Origin of the sequence: Enterobacter cloacae complex sp. SHL022, assembly GCF_049237785.1 — a bacterium.
GTDB lineage: Bacteria > Pseudomonadota > Gammaproteobacteria > Enterobacterales > Enterobacteriaceae > Enterobacter > Enterobacter hormaechei_C.
In genome coordinates, this window is sequence record NZ_JBMKJH010000006.1 from 298,047 (window position 1) to 319,663 (window position 21,617).

The window sequence follows — 21,617 nt, forward strand, 5'->3', positions numbered from 1 at the left end:
TTAAATCAGCATTCGCAGACCTTTTTGCCTAAAAAAACGCCACGATTCAGCGCGTTGTGATCCCCGTCTGCTCTGACCACACGATTTCCTTCGACGTGCATCACTTTCGGCACGGTTATATTTTGCGTCGCTTATCAATTGCGGGTAGGATGCCTCGCCATGTTTTGCCTTATCCATACACAGAATGACTGGAAAGGCAGCATGTGTCTGCGCAGAAGCAATCGTTTGTTTCGGCATCTGCCAGGCAGGACTATCACGTTAATGGTTCAGACAGGCAAACAGGTAACTCAATGAAAACAAGCAATAAAAGCGCAGCCGATCATCATGCTGCGAAACGTCGCTGGTTGAACTCTCATGAAGAGGGCTATCACAAGGCGATGGGCAACCGTCAGGTGCAGATGATCGCCATCGGCGGCGCTATCGGTACAGGTCTGTTTTTAGGTGCAGGCGCACGTCTGCAAATGGCTGGCCCCGCTCTCGCCCTGGTCTATCTGGTGTGCGGGATCTTCTCTTTCTTCATCCTTCGTGCCCTCGGCGAACTGGTACTCCACCGCCCTTCCAGCGGCAGCTTTGTCTCTTACGCCCGCGAGTTTCTTGGTGAAAAAGCCGCGTATGTCGCGGGCTGGATGTACTTCGTTAACTGGGCAATGACCGGTATTGTCGATATCACCGCCGTTGCGCTGTATATGCACTACTGGGGCGCGTTTGGCGATGTGCCGCAGTGGGTGTTCGCCCTCGGAGCGCTGGCAATTGTCGGGACCATGAACATGATCGGCGTGAAATGGTTCGCCGAAATGGAGTTCTGGTTCGCGCTGGTTAAGGTGCTGGCCATTGTGATCTTCCTGGTGGTCGGGACCGTATTCCTCGGCACCGGTAAACCGCTGGACGGTAACGCAACCGGCTTCCACCTGATTACCGATAACGGTGGTTTCTTCCCGCACGGCCTGCTGCCAGCGCTGGTTCTGGTGCAGGGGGTGGTGTTCGCCTTTGCCTCCATCGAACTGGTCGGTACGGCGGCAGGTGAATGCAAAGATCCGCAGACGATGGTGCCAAAAGCCATCAACAGCGTGATCTGGCGTATCGGCCTGTTCTATGTGGGCTCCGTGGTGCTACTGGTTCTGCTGCTGCCGTGGAACGCATACCAGGCGGGCCAAAGCCCGTTTGTAACCTTCTTCTCTAAGCTGGGCGTGCCGTACGTGGGCAGCATCATGAACATCGTGGTACTGACCGCCGCGCTCTCCAGCCTGAACTCCGGACTCTATTCGACGGGCCGTATCCTGCGCTCCATGTCGATGGGGGGCTCTGCGCCGAAGTTTATGTCGAAGATGAGCAAGCAGCAGGTGCCTTACGCGGGTATTCTGGCCACTCTGGTGGTGTATATCTTTGGCGTGTTCCTGAACTATCTGGTGCCGTCTCAGGTGTTTGAGATCGTGCTGAACGTCGCTGCACTGGGCATTATTGCCTCCTGGGCCTTTATTGTGGTGTGTCAGATGCGCCTGCGCAAAGCGATCAAAGAAGGAAAAGCGGCTGACGTCAGCTTCAAGCTGCCGGGCGCACCGGTGACCTCCTGGCTTACCCTGCTGTTCCTGCTGAGCGTGCTGGTGCTGATGGCCTTCGACTACCCGAACGGTACCTACACCATCGCCACAATACCGCTGCTGGCGGTGCTGTTGATTGCTGGCTGGTTTGGCGTTCGTAAACGCGTGAATGAAATCCACAGTACCGCACCGGTTCATCCTGGAGATGACAAACAGGACGGTCCGCTGGTGGAAGAGACGTCGCGTTAATAAAAAAGCCGGGTGGCGGCTTCGCCTTACCCGGCCTGCATTTCATGGTTTTTTTATGCCCGGTAAGCGCACCACCACCGGGCAAATCCCACATCAGAGCGCGATACGAATCACATCGTCAGGCTGGGTCGCTTCCTGCTGACGGGTTGATTTCTGTTTCACCGTTACGTACAGCGTTTTACCGTCCGCAGACAGCGCCAGGCTGTTCGGGTAAACCGGGGTATCGTAGGTCTTGGTCACTTTGTAGGTTTTGGCGTCAATCACGCTCACCTTGCCCGCCTCGCGGTGCGTCACATAGGCTTCGTTACGCGCCGGGTTAAACAGTACGGCCAGCGATTCTGGCGCGGCGATTTTCTGCATCACGGTGCCATCTTTCAGATTCACCACCAGCACTTCTGGCTGTTTTGAATCCGTCACAAACGCACGCTGGCCGACAGTGTCCAGGCTCAGGTTCAGGTAGAAGTGCTCTTTTCCGTCATCCTGCACTTTTTTACGGCTGAGGATTTTGTTGGTTGCCGTATCAATGGTCACCAGCTCGCCGTCCGCATTGGTGGTATACAGGCGTTTTGCCTTCGCATCCAGCGCCAGTCCGGTGCTGAACGTGCCGGTGTTCGTGATAGTGTCCTTCAGCTTCAGCGTTGCGCCATCAACAACCCAGATCACACTCTCCTTGCCGATGCCGGTAATGTACACCGTATTGGTCGTGTCATCGGCCACCAGCTGGCGCGGCTGAAGCGGCTTCACCGTATCGCTACGCTTGCGATCGTCCAGCACCAGGCGCCCTTTCACCTCGCTCGTTTTGGCGTCAATCGCCGTCACGGCGCTGTTGACGGTGTTACCGAACCACAGCGTCTGGGTGGCGTTATCGATCGTGGCGCCAAACGGCTTGAGATCGTTATGAATCGCCTGCGTCACTTCCAGCGTGACCGGATCCAGACGATAAACCACGCCGCCCTTATCGGTTTTGCGGCTTTGTGACGTCGCAACCCACAGCGCGTTTTCCTGCTGGCTGACGGCCATTTCATACGCGCCCTTGCCGACCGCTTTGCGCAACATCTCTTCAGCGGCATGAACCTGGAACGTACCGGCAAACAGTAAAGAGCCCAACAGCAGAGACCCACGCAGGCGCGGCGAGCACAGATGACGTAAAGACATAACAATTCCTTTTTAAATGAGGAGATTTACCGCTGACATCACTTCCGGTGGGCAAAGTCATCGCTTTGCCGTTATTTTAATGAGAATAGTAATCATTAATCAGTTGAATGTGGAGTATTTCTTTCCTTCAAAGCCTTACATTCACGAAATGTGCGGTTATAGTTTTCATAACATTTACAAAGGATTTAACATATATACACAGGTTCCAGTTGATTTGGTTCGAATTTTTCTTAACCGGTTTACTCCATGAAAATTATTACTGCCCGCAAGGCATCACTACCCCTGCTGTTCGCTCCCGTCATTTTTGGCCCGCTGAGTGCGATGGCCGCGGATGAACAGACCCTGATCGTCAGCGCCACGCCGCAAACTGTCTCCGAACTGGACACCCCGGCCGCAGTCAGCGTGGTGAGCGGCGAGGATATGCGACATGCCACACCGCGCATCAACCTTTCTGAATCCCTTGGGAGCGTGCCTGGCCTGCAAATCCAGAACCGCCAGAACTATGCTCAGGATCTGCAACTTTCCGTTCGCGGATTCGGCGCGCGTTCAACCTTCGGCGTACGCGGGATCCGCATGTACGTGGACGGCATTCCGGCAACCATGCCCGACGGCCAGGGGCAGACGTCAAACATAGACCTCAACAGCATTGAGAGCGTCGACGTGCTGCGCGGCCCCTTCTCTGCCCTGTACGGCAATGCCTCCGGCGGCGTAATCAACATCAACACCCAGACCGGACAACAGCCAGCCACAATTGAAGCCAGCAGCTATTACGGCAGTTACGGCACCTGGCGTTACGGCATGAAGGCCACCGGTGCGGTGGGCGACGGGACTCAGGCGGGGGATGTGGACTATGCGGTATCCACAACCCGCTTCACCACCCATGGCTATCGCGACCACAGCGGCGCACGGAAAAACCTCGCCAATGCGAAACTGGGCGTACGCATTGATGATGTCAGCAAGCTAACGCTGATTTTTAACAGCGTCGACATGAAAGCCAACGATCCGGGCGGACTGAGTTATCAGGAGTGGCAGAACAACCCACGCCAGTCACCCCGTGGCGATCAGTACAACACGCGTAAAACCATTAAGCAGACCCAGGCCGGGATCCGCTACGACCGTCAGTTGAGCGAACAGGACGACCTCAGCGTGATGATGTACGCCGGTGAGCGTGAAATGACCCAGTACCAGTCCATTCCGGATACCGCGCAGACTGAAAATCCTGCGCATTCGGGTGGCGTAATTGATATGCAGCGCCACTATCAGGGTATTGATACCCGCTGGACCCACCGCGGTGAGCTTCTGGTGCCGGTAACGTTTACCACCGGCCTGAACTACGAAAATATGAGTGAAAATCGCCGCGGGTATGAAAACTTCGTGATGAACAACGGCGTCCCGGATTTTGGCGTGAAGGGTAACAAACGCCGTGACGAACGTAACCTGATGTGGAACCTTGATCCCTACCTGCAAACCCAATGGCAGCTCACGCAAAAGCTGTCCGTTGAGGCGGGCGTGCGTTACAGCTCCGTCTGGTTTGACTCCAACGATCATTACATTACCCCTCAAAACGGCGATGACAGCGGTGACGCCAGCTACCATAAATGGCTCCCGGCTGGTGCGGTGAAATACGCCGTGACCGACGCCTGGAACCTGTATGCCGCGGCGGGACGGGGATTTGAGACCCCTACCATCAACGAACTCTCATACCGTTCTGATGGCAAAGGCGGCCTCAATATCAACCTGCAACCGTCAACCAACAACACCTATGAGATTGGCAGCAAAACCCGCATCGGCAATGGCATCCTGACGGCGGCGCTGTTCCGCACGGATACCGACAACGAGATCGTAGTGGACGAAAACAAAGATGGTCGCACTACCTACAAAAATGCGGGGAAAACGCGCCGTCAGGGTGTGGAAATTGCGCTTGACCAGCAGTTTGCCGAAAACTGGAAGCTGAAAATGGCGTGGACCTATCTCGATGCGACCTACCGTACCAACGTCTGCGATAAAGCAGATTGTAGCGGCAACCGAATGCCGGGGATTGCCCGTAATATGGGGTATGCGTCGTTTGGCTGGGAGCCTGAGGAAGGCTGGTACGCGGGGGCAGATGCCCGCTACATGAGCGACGTGATGGCAAACGACACCAATACCGCCAAAGCGCCCTCTTATACCGTGGTCGGTCTGAATACCGGGTATAAACTCAATTACGGCAAATGGGGAATGGACATCTTTGGTCGCGTCGATAACCTGTTCGATAAAGAGTACGTCGGTTCAGAGATTGTAAACGCCGGCTACAATCGCTATTACGAACCCGCCCCTGGCCGTAACTATGGCGTGGGCCTGTCGGTCTCTTATCGCTTTGAGTAAAACATTTTCCGGCAGCGCACGTTGCCGGTAAAAAAATAACATCATTCCCGGTAGCCTTAAGCGCCGGGAATATACTCAGGGAAGTTTAAAACGAATAAAAAAATAAGTGCGCCAGTGCGATCCTTAACTGTAGTATTGCCGTTGCAGGAGGATATTGGCTTCATCAATGGCTCGGTCGATCGCTTCCCGACTGGCCGTCACGTCCCTTTGCTCAAGCGCAGAAAGCAGATCGGCATAATGGTAAGTCGTGGCAGGGATATCTTTCATCTCTTCGTGCAGGTAGTTGATACACGGACCAATCCGTACCCATAGCTGCTCAATCAGCGAGTTCAGGGTCGGCATTTCGGCATACTGATAGAGCGTAAACCGGAACACGCGGTTGGCATGGATCGCCTTCTGCACGTCGCCCTGATGCATGGCGGTGCTGAAGTTATCTGACAGCGCGCGTAATGCACCCAGTTTGGTCTCGGTCATATTCTGACATGCCGCCGCAACGGCCATCGGCTCAAGCTGTTTTCGGATGGCGTTAATTTCGTTATAACGCTCCAGCGTAACCTCTGGCACCAAAAACGCCTGAGCAGGCGTGGCCTGTAATGCGCCTGCCGACACCAGGCGCAGCAGGGCTTCGCGCACTGGTGTGATGCTGGTGCCTAATTTATCCGCAATCTCTTTCGTGATGAGTCGAGCCCCAGGTTTTAATGAGCCCGTAATTAACGCTCCCTTTAAACTGTTCTCAACTTGCATCGTCAGACTGATTCTTTGTGCTTTTTCCAGGTTTTCCAAATCAAGCATGTTTAATTCCCGTAGCCAAAACAAAATGCCATTTTCAGCGACTGTTTAAAAAAACATCGCCGGTTTGATATATCCTGTATCGTCATGCCTGGTATGAAGGGCGCGCGTTAAAATAAAAATTGTTCAATTACTATTACGTTTACCACTTCTGGCTCAGCTGGGCCGATGGCGCGCAATGCTTATGGATTAATTAAAGACAATATATCGTATCTTCACAAATAATTATGGCGGACTTTGCCCGCCATAACCGATGCTCTGTTTAGTCCGCCGCCACGCGGATCACGACCTTGCCGAAGTTTTTCCCTTCCAGCAGCCCAATCAGCGCCTCCGGCGCCGCGTTCAGCCCTTCGGTGACCTGCTCGCGATAGTGTATTTTGCCTTCCTTCACCCAGCGTCCCATTTCCTGCTGGAACTCGACGATACGATGACCATAGTCCTGAGCGATGATAAAGCCCTGCATGCGGATGCGTTTTTTCAGGACGGTCCCCATCAGCAGCGGCAAGCGATCCGGCCCCTCCGGCAGGTTGGTCGCGTTGTAGCCGCTGACCAGTCCGCAAACCGGCACGCGCGCGGAGGTATTCAGGAGCGGCAGCACGGCGTCAAAGACTTTACCGCCGACGTTTTCATAATACACGTCAATGCCCTGCGGGCAGGCTTTCGCCAGCTGTTCGGCAAAATCATCCGCATGGTGATCCAGACAGGCGTCGAAACCGAGCACGTCGACCGCATGACGGCATTTCTCCTCCCCGCCAGCCACGCCGATGACCCGGCACCCTTTGATTTTTCCGATCTGCCCCACCGTTGCGCCAACCGGCCCCGTGGCCGCCGCCACGACGAGGGTTTCTCCTGCCTGAGGCTGGCCGATATCGAGCAGCCCCATATACGCGGTGAAGCCCGGCATCCCGAGCACGCCGAGTGCCCATGAAGGATGCGACGGGTTTTCACCCAGCTTCACCAGCCCCTGCCCGTCGGAAAGTTCATACTCCTGCCAGCCGCTGTAGCCCAGAACCCACTCGCCCTCTTTATAATCCGGATGGCGGGAGGTCTCGACGCGGCTTACCGTGCCGCCCACCATCACCGCGCCAATCTCGACAGGAGGTGAATAGGATGGGGCATCGCTCATACGGCCACGCATGTACGGATCAAGCGAGAGCCATACGGTGCGTAATAACACCTGTCCCTCTGCGGGCGTGGGGATCGGCTGCTCTTCCAGGCGGAAATTTTCGGCAACCGGCGCGCCGTGTGGACGGGAAGCCAGTACCCAGCGTCGGTTTTGCGTAGTTGATTGATTCATTCTTCGCTCCTTACTGCTGAAAATGTCATTCAAGTCTGGCACGTTATCCTGCGGATCGCCTTTGCATTATGAGCCGGACTGATTAAGCCGCACGACCAGATAGAGGCACGATTCATCCGTTTCGTTGATAAACCGGCAGTCGTTCGGCGGCCCGAGTTCCAGACAATCTCCGGCCTTCATTTCATGGCGGGTATCCCCCTCCAGAAAGACCAGTTCACCTGCCTGCAACCAAATCAGCTGTCGCGCCAGCGCGTAAGAGGAAGCGGGCATCGGCACATCGCTGCCTGCGGGTAGCTCCACCTGGACGAGGTCGATAGGCATATCGGTGCGCGGCGACACATGGCGACGCAAATAGTGGGTTTGCGGATCGCGCCAGACGGGCTGGTTCGCCAGACGTAACAGTTTGCCCTCCTGCATTTCCGCGCGCGCAATGAGCGTAGACATGCTAATACCGAAGGCACCGGATAACCGCGCAAGCAGCGTCGCCGTTGGGCTACTATCACCCCGTTCAATCTTATGGATCATGGCGCGTGAGATACCTGCCCGTTCGGCCAGTTCGCTTAATGACCAGCCACGCGACTCGCGTTCAAGGCGTATGCGGGCGCTAATGCGTTGATTCATATTGTCTGTCATTGTATTCATGACGTCATACTATAGTGTACGGATGGTTTTTCGGGGGAGTTTTGTGACAAAAAAACAGGGATTTTGTCGTAGCGATGGAATACATGAACTGTGTAATATTGTGACAAAACCATACTACTATAGTGAACAACACAGCCAGAGGTTAACCATGATTGTTCGTCATGCCTGCAAAGAAGATTGTGCCGCTATCGGTGAAATTTATAACCATGCGGTGCTGCACACCGCCGCAATATGGAACGATACAACTGTCGATACCGATAACCGTATTGCATGGTTTGAGGCGCGCACGCTGTTGGGTTATCCGGTGCTGGTCAGTGAAGAAGAAGGTGTAGTGACGGGATACGCCTCATTTGGCGACTGGCGAGCATTCGACGGTTTTCGCCATACGGTGGAGCACTCGGTTTACGTTCATCCCGATCATCAGGGCAAAGGCATTGGTCGACTGCTAATGACGGAATTAATTAAGGAAGCCCGCCAGATAGGTAAACATGTGATGGTTGCCGGTATTGAGGCGCAGAACCAGGCGTCGATTCATCTGCATGAAACCCTGGGCTTTATTACCACCGGAAATATGCAGCAGGTAGGAACCAAATTCGGTCGCTGGCTGGATTTAACCTTTATGCAACTCCAGCTCGATGAGCGCAGCGATCCGGATGCTCTGCCATGAATCAATCGTTGACGTTAGCATTTCTGGTGGCCGCCGGGATTGGGCTGGTGGTACAAAACACCCTTATGGTGCGCATTACGCAATCCTCTTCCACCATTCTTATCGCCATGCTGCTGAACTCGCTGGTGGGGATTGTGTTGTTTGTCAGCATGTTGCTGGTGAAAAATGGCATGGCGGGGTTTAACGAACTGGCGTCAACGGTGCGCTGGTGGACGCTGATCCCCGGCCTGCTGGGGTCATTTTTTGTCTTTGCCAGTATTAGCGGATATCAGAATGTGGGCGCGGCAACGACCATTGCCGTACTGGTGGCAAGCCAGCTGATTGGCGGTCTGGTGATGGACATCCTCAAGAGCAACGGCATTCCCCTGCGCGCGCTGGTTGGCCCGGTCTGCGGCGCAGTGATGCTGGTGGTTGGCGCCTGGCTGGTGGCACGGCGCCAGTTTTAACCCTTACAGGATAGTCCCACCCTGCGTGAGGTGGGCATGGCGTGCCTCCGCCTCTTCTTTATGTTGCTTGCCATGATGCGCAATCGCGGTACGCAGGCGCTGCTGCTGGGTATAACGATCTTCACGGCTGAGCTCTGCATCATCGCTTAATTCGATCAGCAGTTCGTTCATGTGGGTAATCACGCTCTCTTCGATGGTGGCATCGACGCGGGCGATAACTTTGTTTAAATGTGACATTGTCACTCCTTATCACGTGCCGGGTGACGCTACGCTTCCCCGGCCTACGGGTGCTAACTGTAGGCCGGGTAAGGCATAGCCGCCACCCGGCAAGAATACGATCAGTTCAGCTTCGCTTTCGAGAAGTCACTGCCCATCAGACTCACGCCGTACCCGGTCACGTTGCTGCGGGTCGCGTAGAACGTTTTGCCGTTAGCTAACGCAATCCACGGTGCCTGCTGATAGAAAATCTCCTGTGCCTGTCCATACAGCTTCGCACGTTCGTCCGGGTTGCTGGTCAGTTTGGCCTTTTGCACCAGCTCATCATACCCCTTATCACACCAGCGCGCGGCGTTAGATCCGGTTTTGATGCTGTTACAACCCAGCAGCACATCGGCGAAGTTGTCCGGATCGCCGTTATCAGACATCCAGCCGAACAGCGCGGAATCATGCTCGCCTTTACGCATGCCGGAGAGGTACTCACCCCACTCGTAAGAGACGATTTTCGCCTTCACACCCACTTTCGCCCAGTCAGCCTGGATCATCTCCGCAATGCGTCGCGAGTTCGGGTTGTACGGACGCTGAACCGGCATGGACCAGAGGGTCACTTCCGCGCCCTTTTCCAGACCCGCCTGCTTCAGCAGCGCTTTCGCTTTTTCCGGATCGTAGCCGTAATCCTTCAGGTCTTTATTAAAGCCGAGCATGTTCGGCGGGATCGGCGATTTAGCGACCGTACCAGACCCCATAAAGACCGCGTTCACAATGGCCTTTTTGTCCGTCGCGTAATTCAGAGCCTGGCGCACCAGCACGTTATCAAACGGTTTTTTCTCCGTGTTGAACGCCAGGTACCCCACGTTCAGCGCATCCACCGAGTGCAGGGTCAGGTCTTTGTTTTTCTTGATCGCTTCAAACTGCACCGGCGACGGCGCAGGAATGATCTGACACTCGTTCGTTTGCAGCTTCGCCAGACGCGTCTCAACGTTTGGCGTGATGGAGAAGATCAGGTGTTTGGTCGGCACCTCACCGTCCCAGTAGTTCGGATTGGCGACGTAGCGGATCAGCGAATCCACCTTGTACTGCTGAAGCACATACGGGCCGGTGCCGATTGGCCAGGTGTCCACATTTTCAGGTGTCCCCTTTTTCAGCATCGCGTCCGCGTACTCGGCAGAGAGGATCGAGGCGAAGTCCATTCCCCAGTCGGCCAGGAACGCCGCGTTGGGTTCGCTCAGCGTGAACTGGACGTGATAATCGTCGATCTTTTTCACATCCTGAATGAGCTTGTCGAGGCCCACGTCATTAAAGTATTCGTAATTACCCTGGGAAACATTGTGATAGGGATGCTTAGGGTCTTTCTGACGCATAACGGAGAAAATAACGTCATCAGCGTTAAAATCACGGGTAGGTTTGAAGTATTTATTGCTGTTGAATTTTACCCCTTTACGCAGGGTAAACGTGTATGTTTTGCCGTCTGGCGAAATGGTCCACGACTCGGCCAGGGAAGGCACCGGCGTGTTTTTTACCGGGTCGAAGTTAATCAGACGGTTATACAGCGTTTGCGAGCTGGCGACAAACGAAGGTCCAGAGCTGGCGATCTGCGGGTTAAACGACTCCGGCGACGCCTCGGAGCAGTAGATAATGGTGTCTTTATTTGCCGCCCATGCGGCGCTTGCCGGTAGCAGCGCGCTCAGCGCGAGGGCGAGCACGGTTTTCCCTGTAGACATGGTTATTACCCTTTCGGTTTTATTATAGTGAACAGTAATAACAGCACAGACGTATTGGCCTGACAAATAACGAATCACTATCAGGTTATTCTTAAGCCGTACATTTCGCTGGTTTTAGCATCACCCCGCAGAAACCGATTTGCCTTAAGGTTCATTATTCGTCAAGCACAACCATCACGATCAATGCCGCAAGAAATCGTCCCTTTTATCGTCTCCTCCGCCGTTTGCTTGCTTAGCTGTTTCGTTAAAGTAATGGCGTGAAGAAGTCTACAGGACCAAATCGTGGCAAAAACACTTTTACGCAGCGGTAATCTGGATGATTTTCAGGCCGTTGGTGGCGGCGGACAGGCCGTTTTTGAATCAGCGCTGCAAATCCGCGAAGCGCTTCGGTTGCGCAAACAACAGGCTATCGTCGATTGTCTGGCCATCCCCCAGGTCTACGACGGCGGCGATCGCGTTGACTGGTACTCCCCGGTTGAGGGAACCGTCTCCAGCTGGAAGGCGGCGGATGAAGATGATCGTTATCGCGCCCTACGCTATCTGGAAAACACGCTCGCCAGCGTGGAGTCGCTGAGTAAAAAATGCCTTCAGTCACCGAAAACGGCGCAGCAACTGTTTGGCTCTCTGCTCTCAAAAGCCTTTCAGTTTCCCGGTGAAAACTTTGTTTTCCTGGTGGATGGCAAACCGGTGATCTGCTTCTGGGGTTTCGTCAATCTTAACGAGAACGCGCGCGACGACGTGCTGGACTGCCTGCGCGAATCGTTGGTCCCTGAACCTGAGCCAGTGGTGATTAACGAGCCTGAACCTGAACAGGAGCAAGAACCGGCCCCGGTAGTGACCTTTGAGCAGGCCGACGCGCCGCTTATCACGCCTGTGGCTTCCGTCCGTATCACCGAAGATGAACTGTATACGCCAGAGCCGGTGCGCATGAACGCCGCGCCGCCAGAGCCCGCACCGGCGGCCATGCAGAAAAAACGTCGCTCCCCCCTGTGGTTGCTGCCGGTTGCCGCCGTCATTATTGCGGCCATTGCCACCCCGCTGCTTTGGCCAAAACAGGCCCCGACCGCAGCGCCTGTTGCCACACCAGCGCCAGTGCCTGTCGCCATTGCTCCGGCCCCCGTAAAGACGATCGAGCCGCTTGAGCTGAAACTCCCGCTGCACCAGGCCGAAGTGGTAGAGCCGAAGGTGAAAACGCCTGCACCGGCAGCCGAACCAGTGGTCATTACCGCGATACCGAAAGATGCGATGGTGATGGAGGCAAACCAGGTCAAAGCGGGGTTAACGCGCTTCCTGAATGGCACCTGGCGCGCGTTTCTCGATGTGCAGGATCCGCTCACCGGCAAACCGCCGTCGCTGCGCTACCAGATCCAGAACAATAAAGGTTTCGCCCGGGTTGTGCATGGCGACAACATTGTCTGCCGGGTAGACGTCTTTTCCGGATTACACAGCAAAGGCGAGCTGTTGATCAAAACGCGCGGAAACGCTCGTTGCACCGACGGTTCACGCTATCCGATGCCGGAAGTGACCTGTAAGGCAGGTGCCAGCGACGTGGCGGAATGCACCGCACGTTACGATGCCAACACCATCGTTCCTCTGACGTTCAAGAAAGCAGGTGTCTGATCCTATGCTGGTTAATCTTTGCGACTATAAACAGAGCGTGACGCTGATTGCTAACAGCGGCGTGCAGTTTCTCGATTTTGGCCTGACTCCGCAGGACACCTCCAGCAACGGGCGTTTCGTGCGTAAAACGGCAAATGGCCCGCTGTTGCGCCTGGATTTTGATCTGGTTAACGGCCGGTACACGCTGCCTGCCACCGATGGCGGGCAGCCGGAAGTGGTCAAGCCTGAAAGCACCATTCCACTGCATAACTCCCTGAACGTGCTGGACGGCGTCTGGCTGCCGCTCCCTTTCCTGCGCTTTAACCCGCCGCGGACGTTTGTTGATGGTCCGGATAACTGGGCGCGCGTCCAGGTACGAAAGCTTTCAACTCCCGACGCGGCTGGCAATACGCACCGGGTCACCGTCGCGCTCGACAGCCAGATTGCAGAGCATGCAACGTCTGCCCTGTCGCCGGTTGAAAACGATATCCTTAACGGCACGCGTTTCGCGCTCGCCTGGCGCGACAGTGAGGTTGAGAGTTTCCTTGACCAGACCTGGATTGACGGCTGGCTGCGCGAAGCCTTTACGCAGTTTGCCGACGGGGTTGAAAAACGCTCCGAGCGCGAGCTGCATCAGGCCATGCGAAGCTTTGAATATCAGGCACACTGGCTCAACCTGCTCTCCATGCTCGGGGAACAACTCACCGTGCCGGAAGTGAAGTTTGTCACCCATACCCTGAGCACCCCTGCTATTCCTGTCGATCTGATCCTTGACGTAGGCAACACCCACACCTGCGGCGTGATTATTGAAGATCATGGTGATGCCAACGACGGCCTGCGCCAGACGGCTGAACTTCAGGTACGATCTCTGAGTGAGCCACAGTTCCTGAATGAGCCGCTGTTTACCAGCCGTCTTGAATTTTCCGAAGCGCGTTTTGGCAAGCAGCACTTCTCTGTGGAAAGCGGCCGGGAGGATGCATTCGTCTGGCCGTCCATTGTCCGCGTGGGTGATGAAGCGCGTAAGCTGGCAATGCAGCGTCTGGGCACGGAAGGCAACAGTGGAATTTCCAGCCCGCGTCGCTATCTGTGGGACGAGACGCCGGTAGTGCAGGACTGGCGCTTTAGCCAGATGAACAGCAAAACCCAGCGCGAACCGCTGGCAACTGCGTTTCCGCTGATGAACCTGATGAACGACGACGGGGAACCACTCTTTACGCTGCCGCAGGATGAGCGTCTGCCGGTGTTCTCTCCGCAGTACAGCCGCAGCACCCTGATGACGCACATGCTCTGCGAGCTGCTGGCTCAGGCGCTTGGCCAGATTAACAGCGTGGCCACCCGCCTGCGGCTCGGCTTCCCGGCCTCTCCCCGCCAGCTGCGGACGCTGATCCTCACCCTGCCTTCGGCAATGCCGAAACAGGAGCGCGAGATTTTCCGTCGCCGCATGTTCGAAGCCATCGCCATCGTCTGGAAAGCGATGGGCTGGCACCCGCAGGATGAAGATTTTGCCAGCCGCAAGCAGCAGGAAAAAAGCGTGGTGCCGGTCCCTGAGATCCAGATGGAGTGGGACGAGGCCAGCTGCGGCCAGCTGGTGTGGCTGTATAACGAAGCCATTTCCCATTTCGGTGGCCAGACCGAGGCCTTTTTCGCCTCCCTCGCCCGTCCGGATCGCGCGCCTGAGCCTGGCGTCCTGCCGGGGCGTGCGCTGCGCGTGGCCTCGATTGATATCGGCGGCGGCACGACGGATATGGCCATCACGCACTATCAGTTAGATGATGGTTCCGGAAATAACGTCAAAATCACCCCGCAGCTGCTGTTCCGCGAAGGGTTCAAGGTCGCTGGCGATGATACGCTGCTGGACGTGATCCAGCGCTACGTTCTGCCCGCGCTGCAAACCCAGCTTCAGAAATCCGGCATAGCCGATGCCTCCCAACTGATGGCATCCCTGTTCGGTGATTCCGGGCGGATCGATACCCAGGCGGTCCTGCGCCAGCAGACGGCGCTTCAGCTTTTTATGCCGATAGGTCACGCGATCCTGGCGGCGTGGGAATCGAGCGATGTTGACGATCCGCTGGCCGGGCTGCATGCCACCTTTGGTGACCTGCTTACGCAAAAACCGACGCGCAACGTGATGAATTATCTCCAGCAGGCGATTGACCATGCGTTGCCTGCCGGCTCAGAACACTTTGATCTGTTCAGCGTACCGCTGCACGTCAGCTTTCGGGAGATGCGGGACGCCATGCTGGCGGGTCAGTTCACGCTTGCCGCCCCGCTTCATGCGGTATGTGAGGCGATCTCTCACTACAGCTGCGATATCCTGCTGATCACGGGACGGCCGGGCTGTCTGCCGGGCGTTCAGGCCCTGATTCGCCACCTGCAACCGGTGCCCGTCAACCGCATCGTCTGGCTGGATAAATATCAGGTTCATGAATGGTATCCGTTCAGCCAGCAGGGACGGATCGGCAACCCGAAATCCACCGCTGCGGTAGGAGCGATGCTCTGTAGCCTGGCGCTGGATCTTCGTCTGCCGCGTTTTAACTTTAAAGCAGCGGATATCGGCGCGTACTCTACGGTGCGCTATCTGGGCGTGCTGGATAACACGATCAATACCCTGCGGGACGAGAACGTCTGGTATCACGATATCGACCTCGATAAACCCGGCGCGAAACTGGACGCCCGTCTGCACTTCCCGCTGCGCGGCAACGTTACGCTCGGCTTCCGGCAGCTGGCCAATGCCCGCTGGCCCGCGACACCGCTCTATACCCTGAGCATCAACTCTGCCGAGCTGGCGAAAGCCATTGCGGGCGACGGCGTACTGAACGTGCGCCTGAAGCTGCGTGGCGGCACTAAGCAGGAAGGTCCGGAATCTTTCGAGCTGAGTGATGCCTGGCTACAGGACGGCACGCCAGTGCCGCCGGATGCCCTGACCTTTAAACTGAATACTCTGGCCGATCGCCGACACAGCGGCAGCCACTACTGGATCGACAGCGGGAGCGTATACCTCAAATGACTGCGACGACTGCCACCACTCAGGCCTTAATCGGGTGGATCAACGAGACGCGACAGCACGCCCCGATGCTGGATAACGAAGCCGACGCCCTGCTTGCCCGCCTTAACGCACTAAGCGCGCGTGAAGAGGCGCTCGATCGCGCCCTTGTCAGCCAGGGCAGTATCGGCCTATATGGCCACTCGCAGGCCGCGAAAGCGCACCTGCTGGCTGCCCTGTGCGGCAGCGGGGACGAACGGCTGAACGTAACGCCGGGTCAACGCACGTTTGATTACTTCTCGCATATTAACCCCGGGCATGCACCGACCAACATGGCCGTGCGTTTCAGCAGAGCGTCCCGCGAGGTCGCAGACGACGCGTTTCCCCTGCGCCTGCGCCTGGTAACGGAGGCCGAGCTGGTGCAGCTGTTTATCGCGCGCACCACGCTGGATCCGCAGATCCGCGCGGTGGATAAATCGGTGATTGAAGCCCGGCTTGAGAAGTGGCGGGTGCTGCGTCAACCGCAGAGCGTGCCGGGAATGACGGCGCGGGAAGTCGCGACCATTGCCCGGTTCTGGCAAAGCGTAGTACCCGGCGCTAAGCAGCATATTGATGATGCCCTGTGGCACCAGTTTGCTCTGCTGGTTCCGTCGCTTGATCTCAGCACCCGCGCCTGCGTCTGGTCTCTGCTGTGGGGTGAGCAGCAGGAGTTAACCCAGCAGTGGCTTAAATTCGCCCAGGTGCTGCATCAAACCAGCCATGCCAGCGCACTTGCGGCGCCGTTGAGTCTGCTGGTGGACAGCTTTGGTCTACCCTGCGAAGGCTTTCTTACTCACGGGGCGTTTACCGTGCCGGAAGCACAGGAAACACTGCTTCATCCGATAAAAAACGGCGAGCTGCTTAACGCCATTAGCCTGCCCGTTGATGTACTGGCATCTCTGACCCGCGAAGTGGTGCTGCCCGTTGAGAACTGCGTGCTGGATACCGTTGACGTCATTGATATTCCGGCCATTCCTGAGGAAAACACGCCGCTGATGATGCAGGCAAAATGCCTGTGGTTGCTGGAGCATTATCGTCAGCACATTCAGCCGGATGTCCTGGCTATCTGCAATGCAACGGCGCACCACCAGCAGACCGCGAAAACGGCAAGGCTCCTGCAAAACTGGGTCAAAGAGACGCAGCCGGTTGAAGAATCCGCGTTGCCGGGGCTGGTCTGGGCCATTACCCCTCATGATGCGCGGTTTACCACAAAGCAGAATCTGGACGAAGCGGTGCAGCAATTGCTGGGCCAGCCGGGTCTGCGCTGGGGCACGCTTCAGGCGCTCGATAGCCACAGCATGCAGCGAGTGATTGAGTGGCTGTCGCAGGCTACCCTGCCGGCACAGCGCCAGAAGCGTCTCCGCGCGCTGAAAAGGCTGTTACAAGAGTCGCTGTCAACGCTGATGCGCCCATATGTCGCGCCTCTCACTCAGGAGCCAGGCGCAGGGCGGGCAATGGCCGAAAAAATGGTCCGAACGCTGCAAGGCAGTGCCGCTCGTCATGGTGAACTGCTTGAGGGGCTTCTGCCGCCGTTAAACGCGTTTGAGACGCTGCTGACCGTCCACCAGCCTCGTGAGGAACAGGTCAACGGCCTGTTTAACGATGTTATCGATCTGTTTGCGGAAGAGACGCAGGAAAATCCAGGCGCGTTGCAGACCAAAGACAAAGCGCGGCTGGCCCATAACGTGTGGGTTAACCATCTTCGTCAGTGGAGTCGCAACGACGCGGCGGCTGCCCGTCTGGGCCTGGACGCAGAGGTATTACAGCAGATTGCGGATGTGCTGATCGTTACCAGCTATCGGCTGGATCTGCCGCTGCAACTGCAACGCATTGCAGAAAAAGATAAAAGCAGCGCCGCGCAGCTGCATGCCGCGACAGGCAATTTCATTAGCTGGCTTGGCTATGAACTGACACCCGTCTCTGAACGGCCTGCAAGCCGGATCCGCAAAGGTGAGCCAATTTTTGTGACGCCCGTTGTGAGCAGCGCTTCACCCCGTCTTACCCGACTTGGCGAGCAGCCTGTCCATGCGGCGACAGCCTATGTTTATGACTGGTTGGTTGCGCTCTACACCCGCGCGATTGAGAACGTGGATTATCAGTGTCCGTATGACGTTCAGCCTGCGGCACGGAAAGCCTTGTCTGCCTTGCTGTCTTAATCATTCCAGCCCGCAACAATGCGGGCTGCCCATTCATGAGCCGTTTATGAAGCCAGACAAAGCCTGAGCCAACGCTGACGGGTTTTCCCAGGACATTGAATGGCCCGCATCAGGGATAATTTTTACAGCAACGCCGTTTTGTTGCAGACGATTAAAATCGTCATCAGGCAGGGATCGCTCACCAAAAACTAACATTACCGGGCAGCGCAATGACAAGAACAGGTGTTCCCAGTCAGGTTTAACGCCCTCGACCAGGCTTGTTGCGCCGCGCCAGACGGCCCAGGGGGCATTACTTTGAAGGCTTCCAGCCCACGGCGACGTTTCCGCCCGCAGCATGTCATCATAGCCCTGAGCCAGAAAATGTTGTTCCGTTTGGGCCGCAATTGCCCGGCTGAACATCCCGCCACCCGCATGAAAATTGGGTTCAGACACTATCAGGCCCTTAACGCGCGACGTTAACAGCGTTGCCGTTTCGATCGCGATACTCCCCCCCATGCTATGACCATAGAGCCATAGACTATCCAGGCCGAGATGGTTTAACAGTTCAACCACCACCTGCGCCTGTTCGCTCGTGCGATAACGGTAGATGTCAGGTTTGTCACTGTAACCGCTACCGGGAAGATCGATCAGAATGGCTCTGCGCCCCCCGAAACGGGTATCACAGACAATACGAGGATATTCATACGACGATGCACAGCCCAACCCGTGGATAAACACAACCGGGTCACCGAAACCGGGAAGATCCTGCCAGCGCACAGTGCAGCCTGCTTGCTGCGAATAGAAACTGTTCATAAGCACTCCATGTATGACAAACTGTATATTTATACAGCCTCAATGTATGGAATGCTATGTCTGGATGCCGATTCTGGAAGCGTGCTTCAGAAAAGAGAGATCAACAGGGCAACAGGAAAGCTCATCGGCCAGGTGGAACCCACCAGGAATGCGCTCAACAGGCGAATACGTTTACGATCTTTAGACAGGAACCAGGTGATTAATGCGCAGATGGAGGCCATGATTGCGTAGAACACCAACATCTTTTGATACAACGTCATTCTGTTTACCTGAGCCGAAAAATAACCGCACGCAATATGCGTCATATGTTGACACAGATCAAGTTTTTTCGTTACATCATAACCACTTAAATACTATGGATAATAACAACTGAGTACCTTGTGTAACAACGCCGGGTAAAGCAAAACGGTTATTATTGATAACATGCAAACTAAATGCACTTTTTGATAAATCCATCCCCGCAGAAAGCAGTCTAATAACAGCAGGCTTTTAAGGGAGGAAACATGCTACGCATTCCGCAGAGTTGCATTCACACCCGTTCCACGCCTTTCTGGAACAAAGAAACGGCCCCAGCTGGCATTTTTAAACGTCACCTTGATACGGGCACGCGTCCGGGCGTTTACCCTCGCCTTTCGGTGATGCGTGGCGCAGTGCGTTATCTGGGCTATGCTGATGAATTTACACCTGAGCCTGACAGCGAGCTCGTCATTGAAGCGGGTCGTTTCGGCGTTTTCCCGCCAGAGAGATGGCACCACATTGAGGTGATGACCGACGACACCCTGTTCAATATTGAATTCTTTGTTGAACCTGAGGTGCTTAAGTCCCTTTAAGCACCCGCCAACATGAAGGAAACTATGATGTTACGTATTCCTGAAAACTTTGTTCATACCCGCTCGACGCCGTTCTGGAATAAAGAGACCGCCCCAAAAGCGCTTTTTACCCATCACAACACCAAAGCCGGCGTGTACGGTCGGTTGTCCGTCATGCAGGGTGCGGTGCGTTACTTTGGCTTTGCCGATGGCGACGCCACCGAGCCCGATCTGGAAGTGGTCATTGAGGCCGGTTCTTTTGGCATCTCCCCACCGCAAAAATGGCACCGCATTGAGCTTCTGACCGACGACACCTATTTTAATATCGACTTTTTCGCGGATCCTGCCGTCACGCTCAGCGGTGCGGGCATCGGTAAAGTGGTCAACACGCATAAGGAGTAAATAATGGGTAAGGCTACCTATACTGTGACCGTCACCAACAACAGCAACGGCGTGTCAGTGGATTATGAAACAGAAGCGCCAATGGAGCTGTTGATCCCGGACGTCGCGGCAGATGTCGTGAAGGATCTGGTGAACACCGTTCGCGCCTACGATACGGAAAATGAACACGAGGTATGTGGCTGGTAAGCTGAATCGCCCGGCACTGCGCCGGGCATGAGGGTTTAGTGTTTAAACATGACATGTCGGACTACCGTGTAATCCTCAAGTCCGTAGACCGACATATCTTTTCCGTAACCGGATAACTTCATCCCGCCGTGCGGCATTTCGCTCACCAGCATAAAATGGGTATTGACCCAGGTGCAGCCATACTGCAACCGTGCGCTGAGGCGATGGGCGCGTCCGACGTCTTTTGTCCAGACGGACGAGGCCAGGCCGTATTGCGAATCGTTAGCCCAGTTCAGCACCTGCGCTTCATCCTCAAATTCTGTCACGCTGACCACCGGGCCAAACACTTCTCGCTGGACGATCGCATCTTCCTGCTTCGCCCCGGCCAGCAGCGTTGGCTGGAAGTAATATCCTGCCCCCTCTTTTTTACTGCCACCGGTGACGACGCGGATATGTCCAAGGGTTTTGGCCTCGTCCACGGCAGCACAAACGCGGGAAAGATGCGCTGCGGAGCTGAGCGGGCCCAGCTCGGTTGAAGCATCGTCCGGCGCGCCCATTTTCAGGCTGGCAACGGCTGCGCCCAGCTTTTCGACCAGCGCGGGGTAAATCCCCTTCTGGGCATAGATACGACAGGCTGCGGTACAATCCTGACCAGCATTGTAGAAACCAAACGTACGCACGCCTTCAACCACGGCATCCAAATCTGCATCGTCAAAGACAATGACCGGCGCTTTTCCGCCCAATTCCATATGGGTACGTTTAACTGAAGATGCGGTATGCCCGATAATATGTTCTCCTGTAGCAATAGAGCCGGTGAGAGAAACCATACGGACTTTTTCGTGACCGGTCAGCGGATCTCCTACGGTTTTGCCGCGACCAAACAGCACGTTCAACACGCCTGGCGGGAAGATATCTTTCGCCAGTTCCGCCAGCTTCAGCGCCGTCAACGGAGTGATTTCAGACGGCTTGATGACGACACAGTTTCCCGCCGCCAGCGCGGGCGCCAGCTTCCACGCCGCCATCATCAGAGGATAGTTCCAGGGCGCAATAGAGGCGACAACGCCAACCGGGTCGCGGCGGATCATCGAAGTATGTCCTTCGAGGTATTCTCCGGCAGCCAGCCCGTTCAGGCAGCGGGCGGCCCCGGCAAAGAAGCGAAACACATCGACCACGGCCGGGATCTCGTCCCCCTGGACACAGTGCAGCGGTTTCCCGCAGTTAAGGGATTCCAGATTTGCGAACGCGTCAGCGTTGGCTTCTATCACATCAGCCAGTTTCAACAGACATTCGGCGCGCGTTTTCGGCGTCGTTTGTCCCCACTCTGTGAACGCGCGATCGGCAGCCTGGACGGCAGCGTCCACCTGTGCTTCCGACGCTTCAGCAATCTCCAGCAGCACTTCACCCGTGGCAGGATTATAAACCGCCTGCTTCTCACCTTCGCCGGCCACCAGTTCACCATTAATCAGCAATTGATTTTGCATAGCATCGTCCTGTTGAAATCGACATTGTTTTCGCTGTCAGCACACGTTCTGGCGGACATGTACGTGACAACGTCACGTCACCAATCCGCACTCCCTTACTAAAGGTA

Annotated in this window: 19 protein-coding genes; 10 read left to right on the forward strand and 9 right to left on the reverse strand. The window is 55.9% G+C overall.

All coding sequences use genetic code 11. The features are described 5' to 3' along the window. Positions 1-290: 290 nt before the first annotated feature. Complete coding sequence (ansP, locus tag ACOTZD_RS14805; protein ID WP_022648235.1) at positions 291-1,787, forward strand: L-asparagine permease; 1,497 nt, start codon at positions 291-293, stop codon at positions 1,785-1,787. A 93-nt stretch (positions 1,788-1,880) separates the two neighbouring features. On the opposite strand, the gene ACOTZD_RS14810 is transcribed toward ansP, so the two are convergent. Further along, positions 1,881-2,942, reverse strand: a complete 1,062-nt coding sequence (locus tag ACOTZD_RS14810; RefSeq protein ID WP_003856985.1) for a YncE family protein — start codon at positions 2,940-2,942, stop codon at positions 1,881-1,883. 246 nt (positions 2,943-3,188) lie between these two features. Between ACOTZD_RS14810 and pqqU the strand changes: the two genes are divergently transcribed. Continuing rightward, positions 3,189-5,306: a TonB-dependent receptor PqqU gene (gene pqqU, locus ACOTZD_RS14815; RefSeq protein ID WP_023314203.1), complete on the forward strand. Its 2,118-nt coding sequence runs from the start codon at positions 3,189-3,191 to the stop codon at positions 5,304-5,306. 123 nt (positions 5,307-5,429) lie between these two features. Here the strand turns inward: pqqU and ACOTZD_RS14820 are convergent, their stop codons facing one another. The 3 genes from ACOTZD_RS14820 to ACOTZD_RS14830 all read right to left on the reverse strand — a co-directional run bounded on the left by ACOTZD_RS14820 (position 5,430) and on the right by ACOTZD_RS14830 (position 8,034). Continuing rightward, entirely contained in the window at positions 5,430-6,098 is a 669-nt protein-coding gene (locus tag ACOTZD_RS14820) for a GntR family transcriptional regulator (protein WP_032658540.1), read from the reverse strand. A gap of 259 nt (positions 6,099-6,357) precedes the next feature. Beyond that, positions 6,358-7,392 (reverse strand): NADP-dependent oxidoreductase, encoded by a 1,035-nt coding sequence (locus ACOTZD_RS14825; protein WP_048244146.1) that lies wholly within the window; start codon positions 7,390-7,392, stop codon positions 6,358-6,360. Between the two features lie 66 nt (positions 7,393-7,458). After that, a complete protein-coding gene (locus tag ACOTZD_RS14830; protein WP_003856978.1) occupies positions 7,459-8,034 on the reverse strand; it encodes a helix-turn-helix domain-containing protein in 576 nt (191 codons plus the stop codon). Positions 8,035-8,182: 148 nt separating this feature from the next. Between ACOTZD_RS14830 and ACOTZD_RS14835 the strand changes: the two genes are divergently transcribed. Continuing rightward, positions 8,183-8,701 (forward strand): GNAT family N-acetyltransferase, encoded by a 519-nt coding sequence (locus ACOTZD_RS14835; RefSeq protein ID WP_032609278.1) that lies wholly within the window; start codon positions 8,183-8,185, stop codon positions 8,699-8,701. Then, a complete protein-coding gene (locus tag ACOTZD_RS14840) occupies positions 8,698-9,147 on the forward strand; it encodes a DMT family transporter (protein ID WP_058652216.1) in 450 nt (149 codons plus the stop codon). Before ACOTZD_RS14835 ends, ACOTZD_RS14840 begins: the two co-directional genes overlap by 4 nt. Before the next feature lie 3 nt (positions 9,148-9,150). Here the strand turns inward: ACOTZD_RS14840 and ACOTZD_RS14845 are convergent, their stop codons facing one another. Then, a complete protein-coding gene (locus ACOTZD_RS14845; protein ID WP_003856971.1) occupies positions 9,151-9,384 on the reverse strand; it encodes a YdcY family protein in 234 nt (77 codons plus the stop codon). A gap of 101 nt (positions 9,385-9,485) precedes the next feature. Further along, the gene (locus tag ACOTZD_RS14850; RefSeq protein ID WP_174402350.1) at positions 9,486-11,084 is read right to left on the reverse strand and encodes an ABC transporter substrate-binding protein; all 1,599 of its coding nucleotides are present in this window, start codon (positions 11,082-11,084) and stop codon (positions 9,486-9,488) included. Between the two features lie 282 nt (positions 11,085-11,366). On the opposite strand from ACOTZD_RS14850, the gene ACOTZD_RS14855 reads away from it, so the two are divergent. The 3 genes from ACOTZD_RS14855 to ACOTZD_RS14865 are packed head-to-tail and all read left to right on the forward strand — an operon-like array spanning position 11,367 to position 17,861. Continuing rightward, positions 11,367-12,704 carry an SrfA family protein gene (locus ACOTZD_RS14855; protein ID WP_174402351.1) on the forward strand — a complete coding sequence of 446 codons (1,338 nt, stop codon included), beginning with the start codon at positions 11,367-11,369 and terminating at the stop codon, positions 12,702-12,704. Positions 12,705-12,708: 4 nt separating this feature from the next. Next, a complete protein-coding gene (locus tag ACOTZD_RS14860) occupies positions 12,709-15,690 on the forward strand; it encodes a virulence factor SrfB (protein ID WP_058659708.1) in 2,982 nt (993 codons plus the stop codon). Continuing rightward, positions 15,687-17,861 carry a virulence factor SrfC family protein gene (locus tag ACOTZD_RS14865; protein WP_174402352.1) on the forward strand — a complete coding sequence of 725 codons (2,175 nt, stop codon included), beginning with the start codon at positions 15,687-15,689 and terminating at the stop codon, positions 17,859-17,861. Before ACOTZD_RS14860 ends, ACOTZD_RS14865 begins: the two co-directional genes overlap by 4 nt. A 33-nt stretch (positions 17,862-17,894) precedes the next feature. Here the strand turns inward: ACOTZD_RS14865 and ACOTZD_RS14870 are convergent, their stop codons facing one another. Then, a complete protein-coding gene (locus tag ACOTZD_RS14870) occupies positions 17,895-18,653 on the reverse strand; it encodes an alpha/beta fold hydrolase (RefSeq protein ID WP_032658563.1) in 759 nt (252 codons plus the stop codon). Between the two features lie 86 nt (positions 18,654-18,739). Further along, positions 18,740-18,913: a GhoT/OrtT family toxin gene (locus tag ACOTZD_RS14875; RefSeq protein WP_003856960.1), complete on the reverse strand. Its 174-nt coding sequence runs from the start codon at positions 18,911-18,913 to the stop codon at positions 18,740-18,742. Positions 18,914-19,156: 243 nt separating this feature from the next. On the opposite strand from ACOTZD_RS14875, the gene ACOTZD_RS14880 reads away from it, so the two are divergent. From ACOTZD_RS14880 to ACOTZD_RS14890, 3 genes are read left to right on the forward strand one after another with little or no spacing between them, the layout of a single operon-like run. Continuing rightward, complete coding sequence (locus tag ACOTZD_RS14880) at positions 19,157-19,483, forward strand: DUF1971 domain-containing protein (protein ID WP_015570441.1); 327 nt, start codon at positions 19,157-19,159, stop codon at positions 19,481-19,483. Between the two features lie 27 nt (positions 19,484-19,510). After that, positions 19,511-19,864: a DUF1971 domain-containing protein gene (locus ACOTZD_RS14885; RefSeq protein ID WP_003856958.1), complete on the forward strand. Its 354-nt coding sequence runs from the start codon at positions 19,511-19,513 to the stop codon at positions 19,862-19,864. 3 nt (positions 19,865-19,867) lie between these two features. Continuing rightward, on the forward strand, positions 19,868-20,050 hold the full coding sequence (locus ACOTZD_RS14890; protein WP_003856955.1) for a DUF1869 domain-containing protein: 183 nt from the start codon (positions 19,868-19,870) through the stop codon (positions 20,048-20,050). 35 nt (positions 20,051-20,085) lie between these two features. Here ACOTZD_RS14890 and patD read toward each other — a convergent pair whose 3' ends face one another. Then, positions 20,086-21,510 (reverse strand): aminobutyraldehyde dehydrogenase, encoded by a 1,425-nt coding sequence (gene patD / locus ACOTZD_RS14895; RefSeq protein WP_003856950.1) that lies wholly within the window; start codon positions 21,508-21,510, stop codon positions 20,086-20,088. Positions 21,511-21,617: the final 107 nt, after the last annotated feature.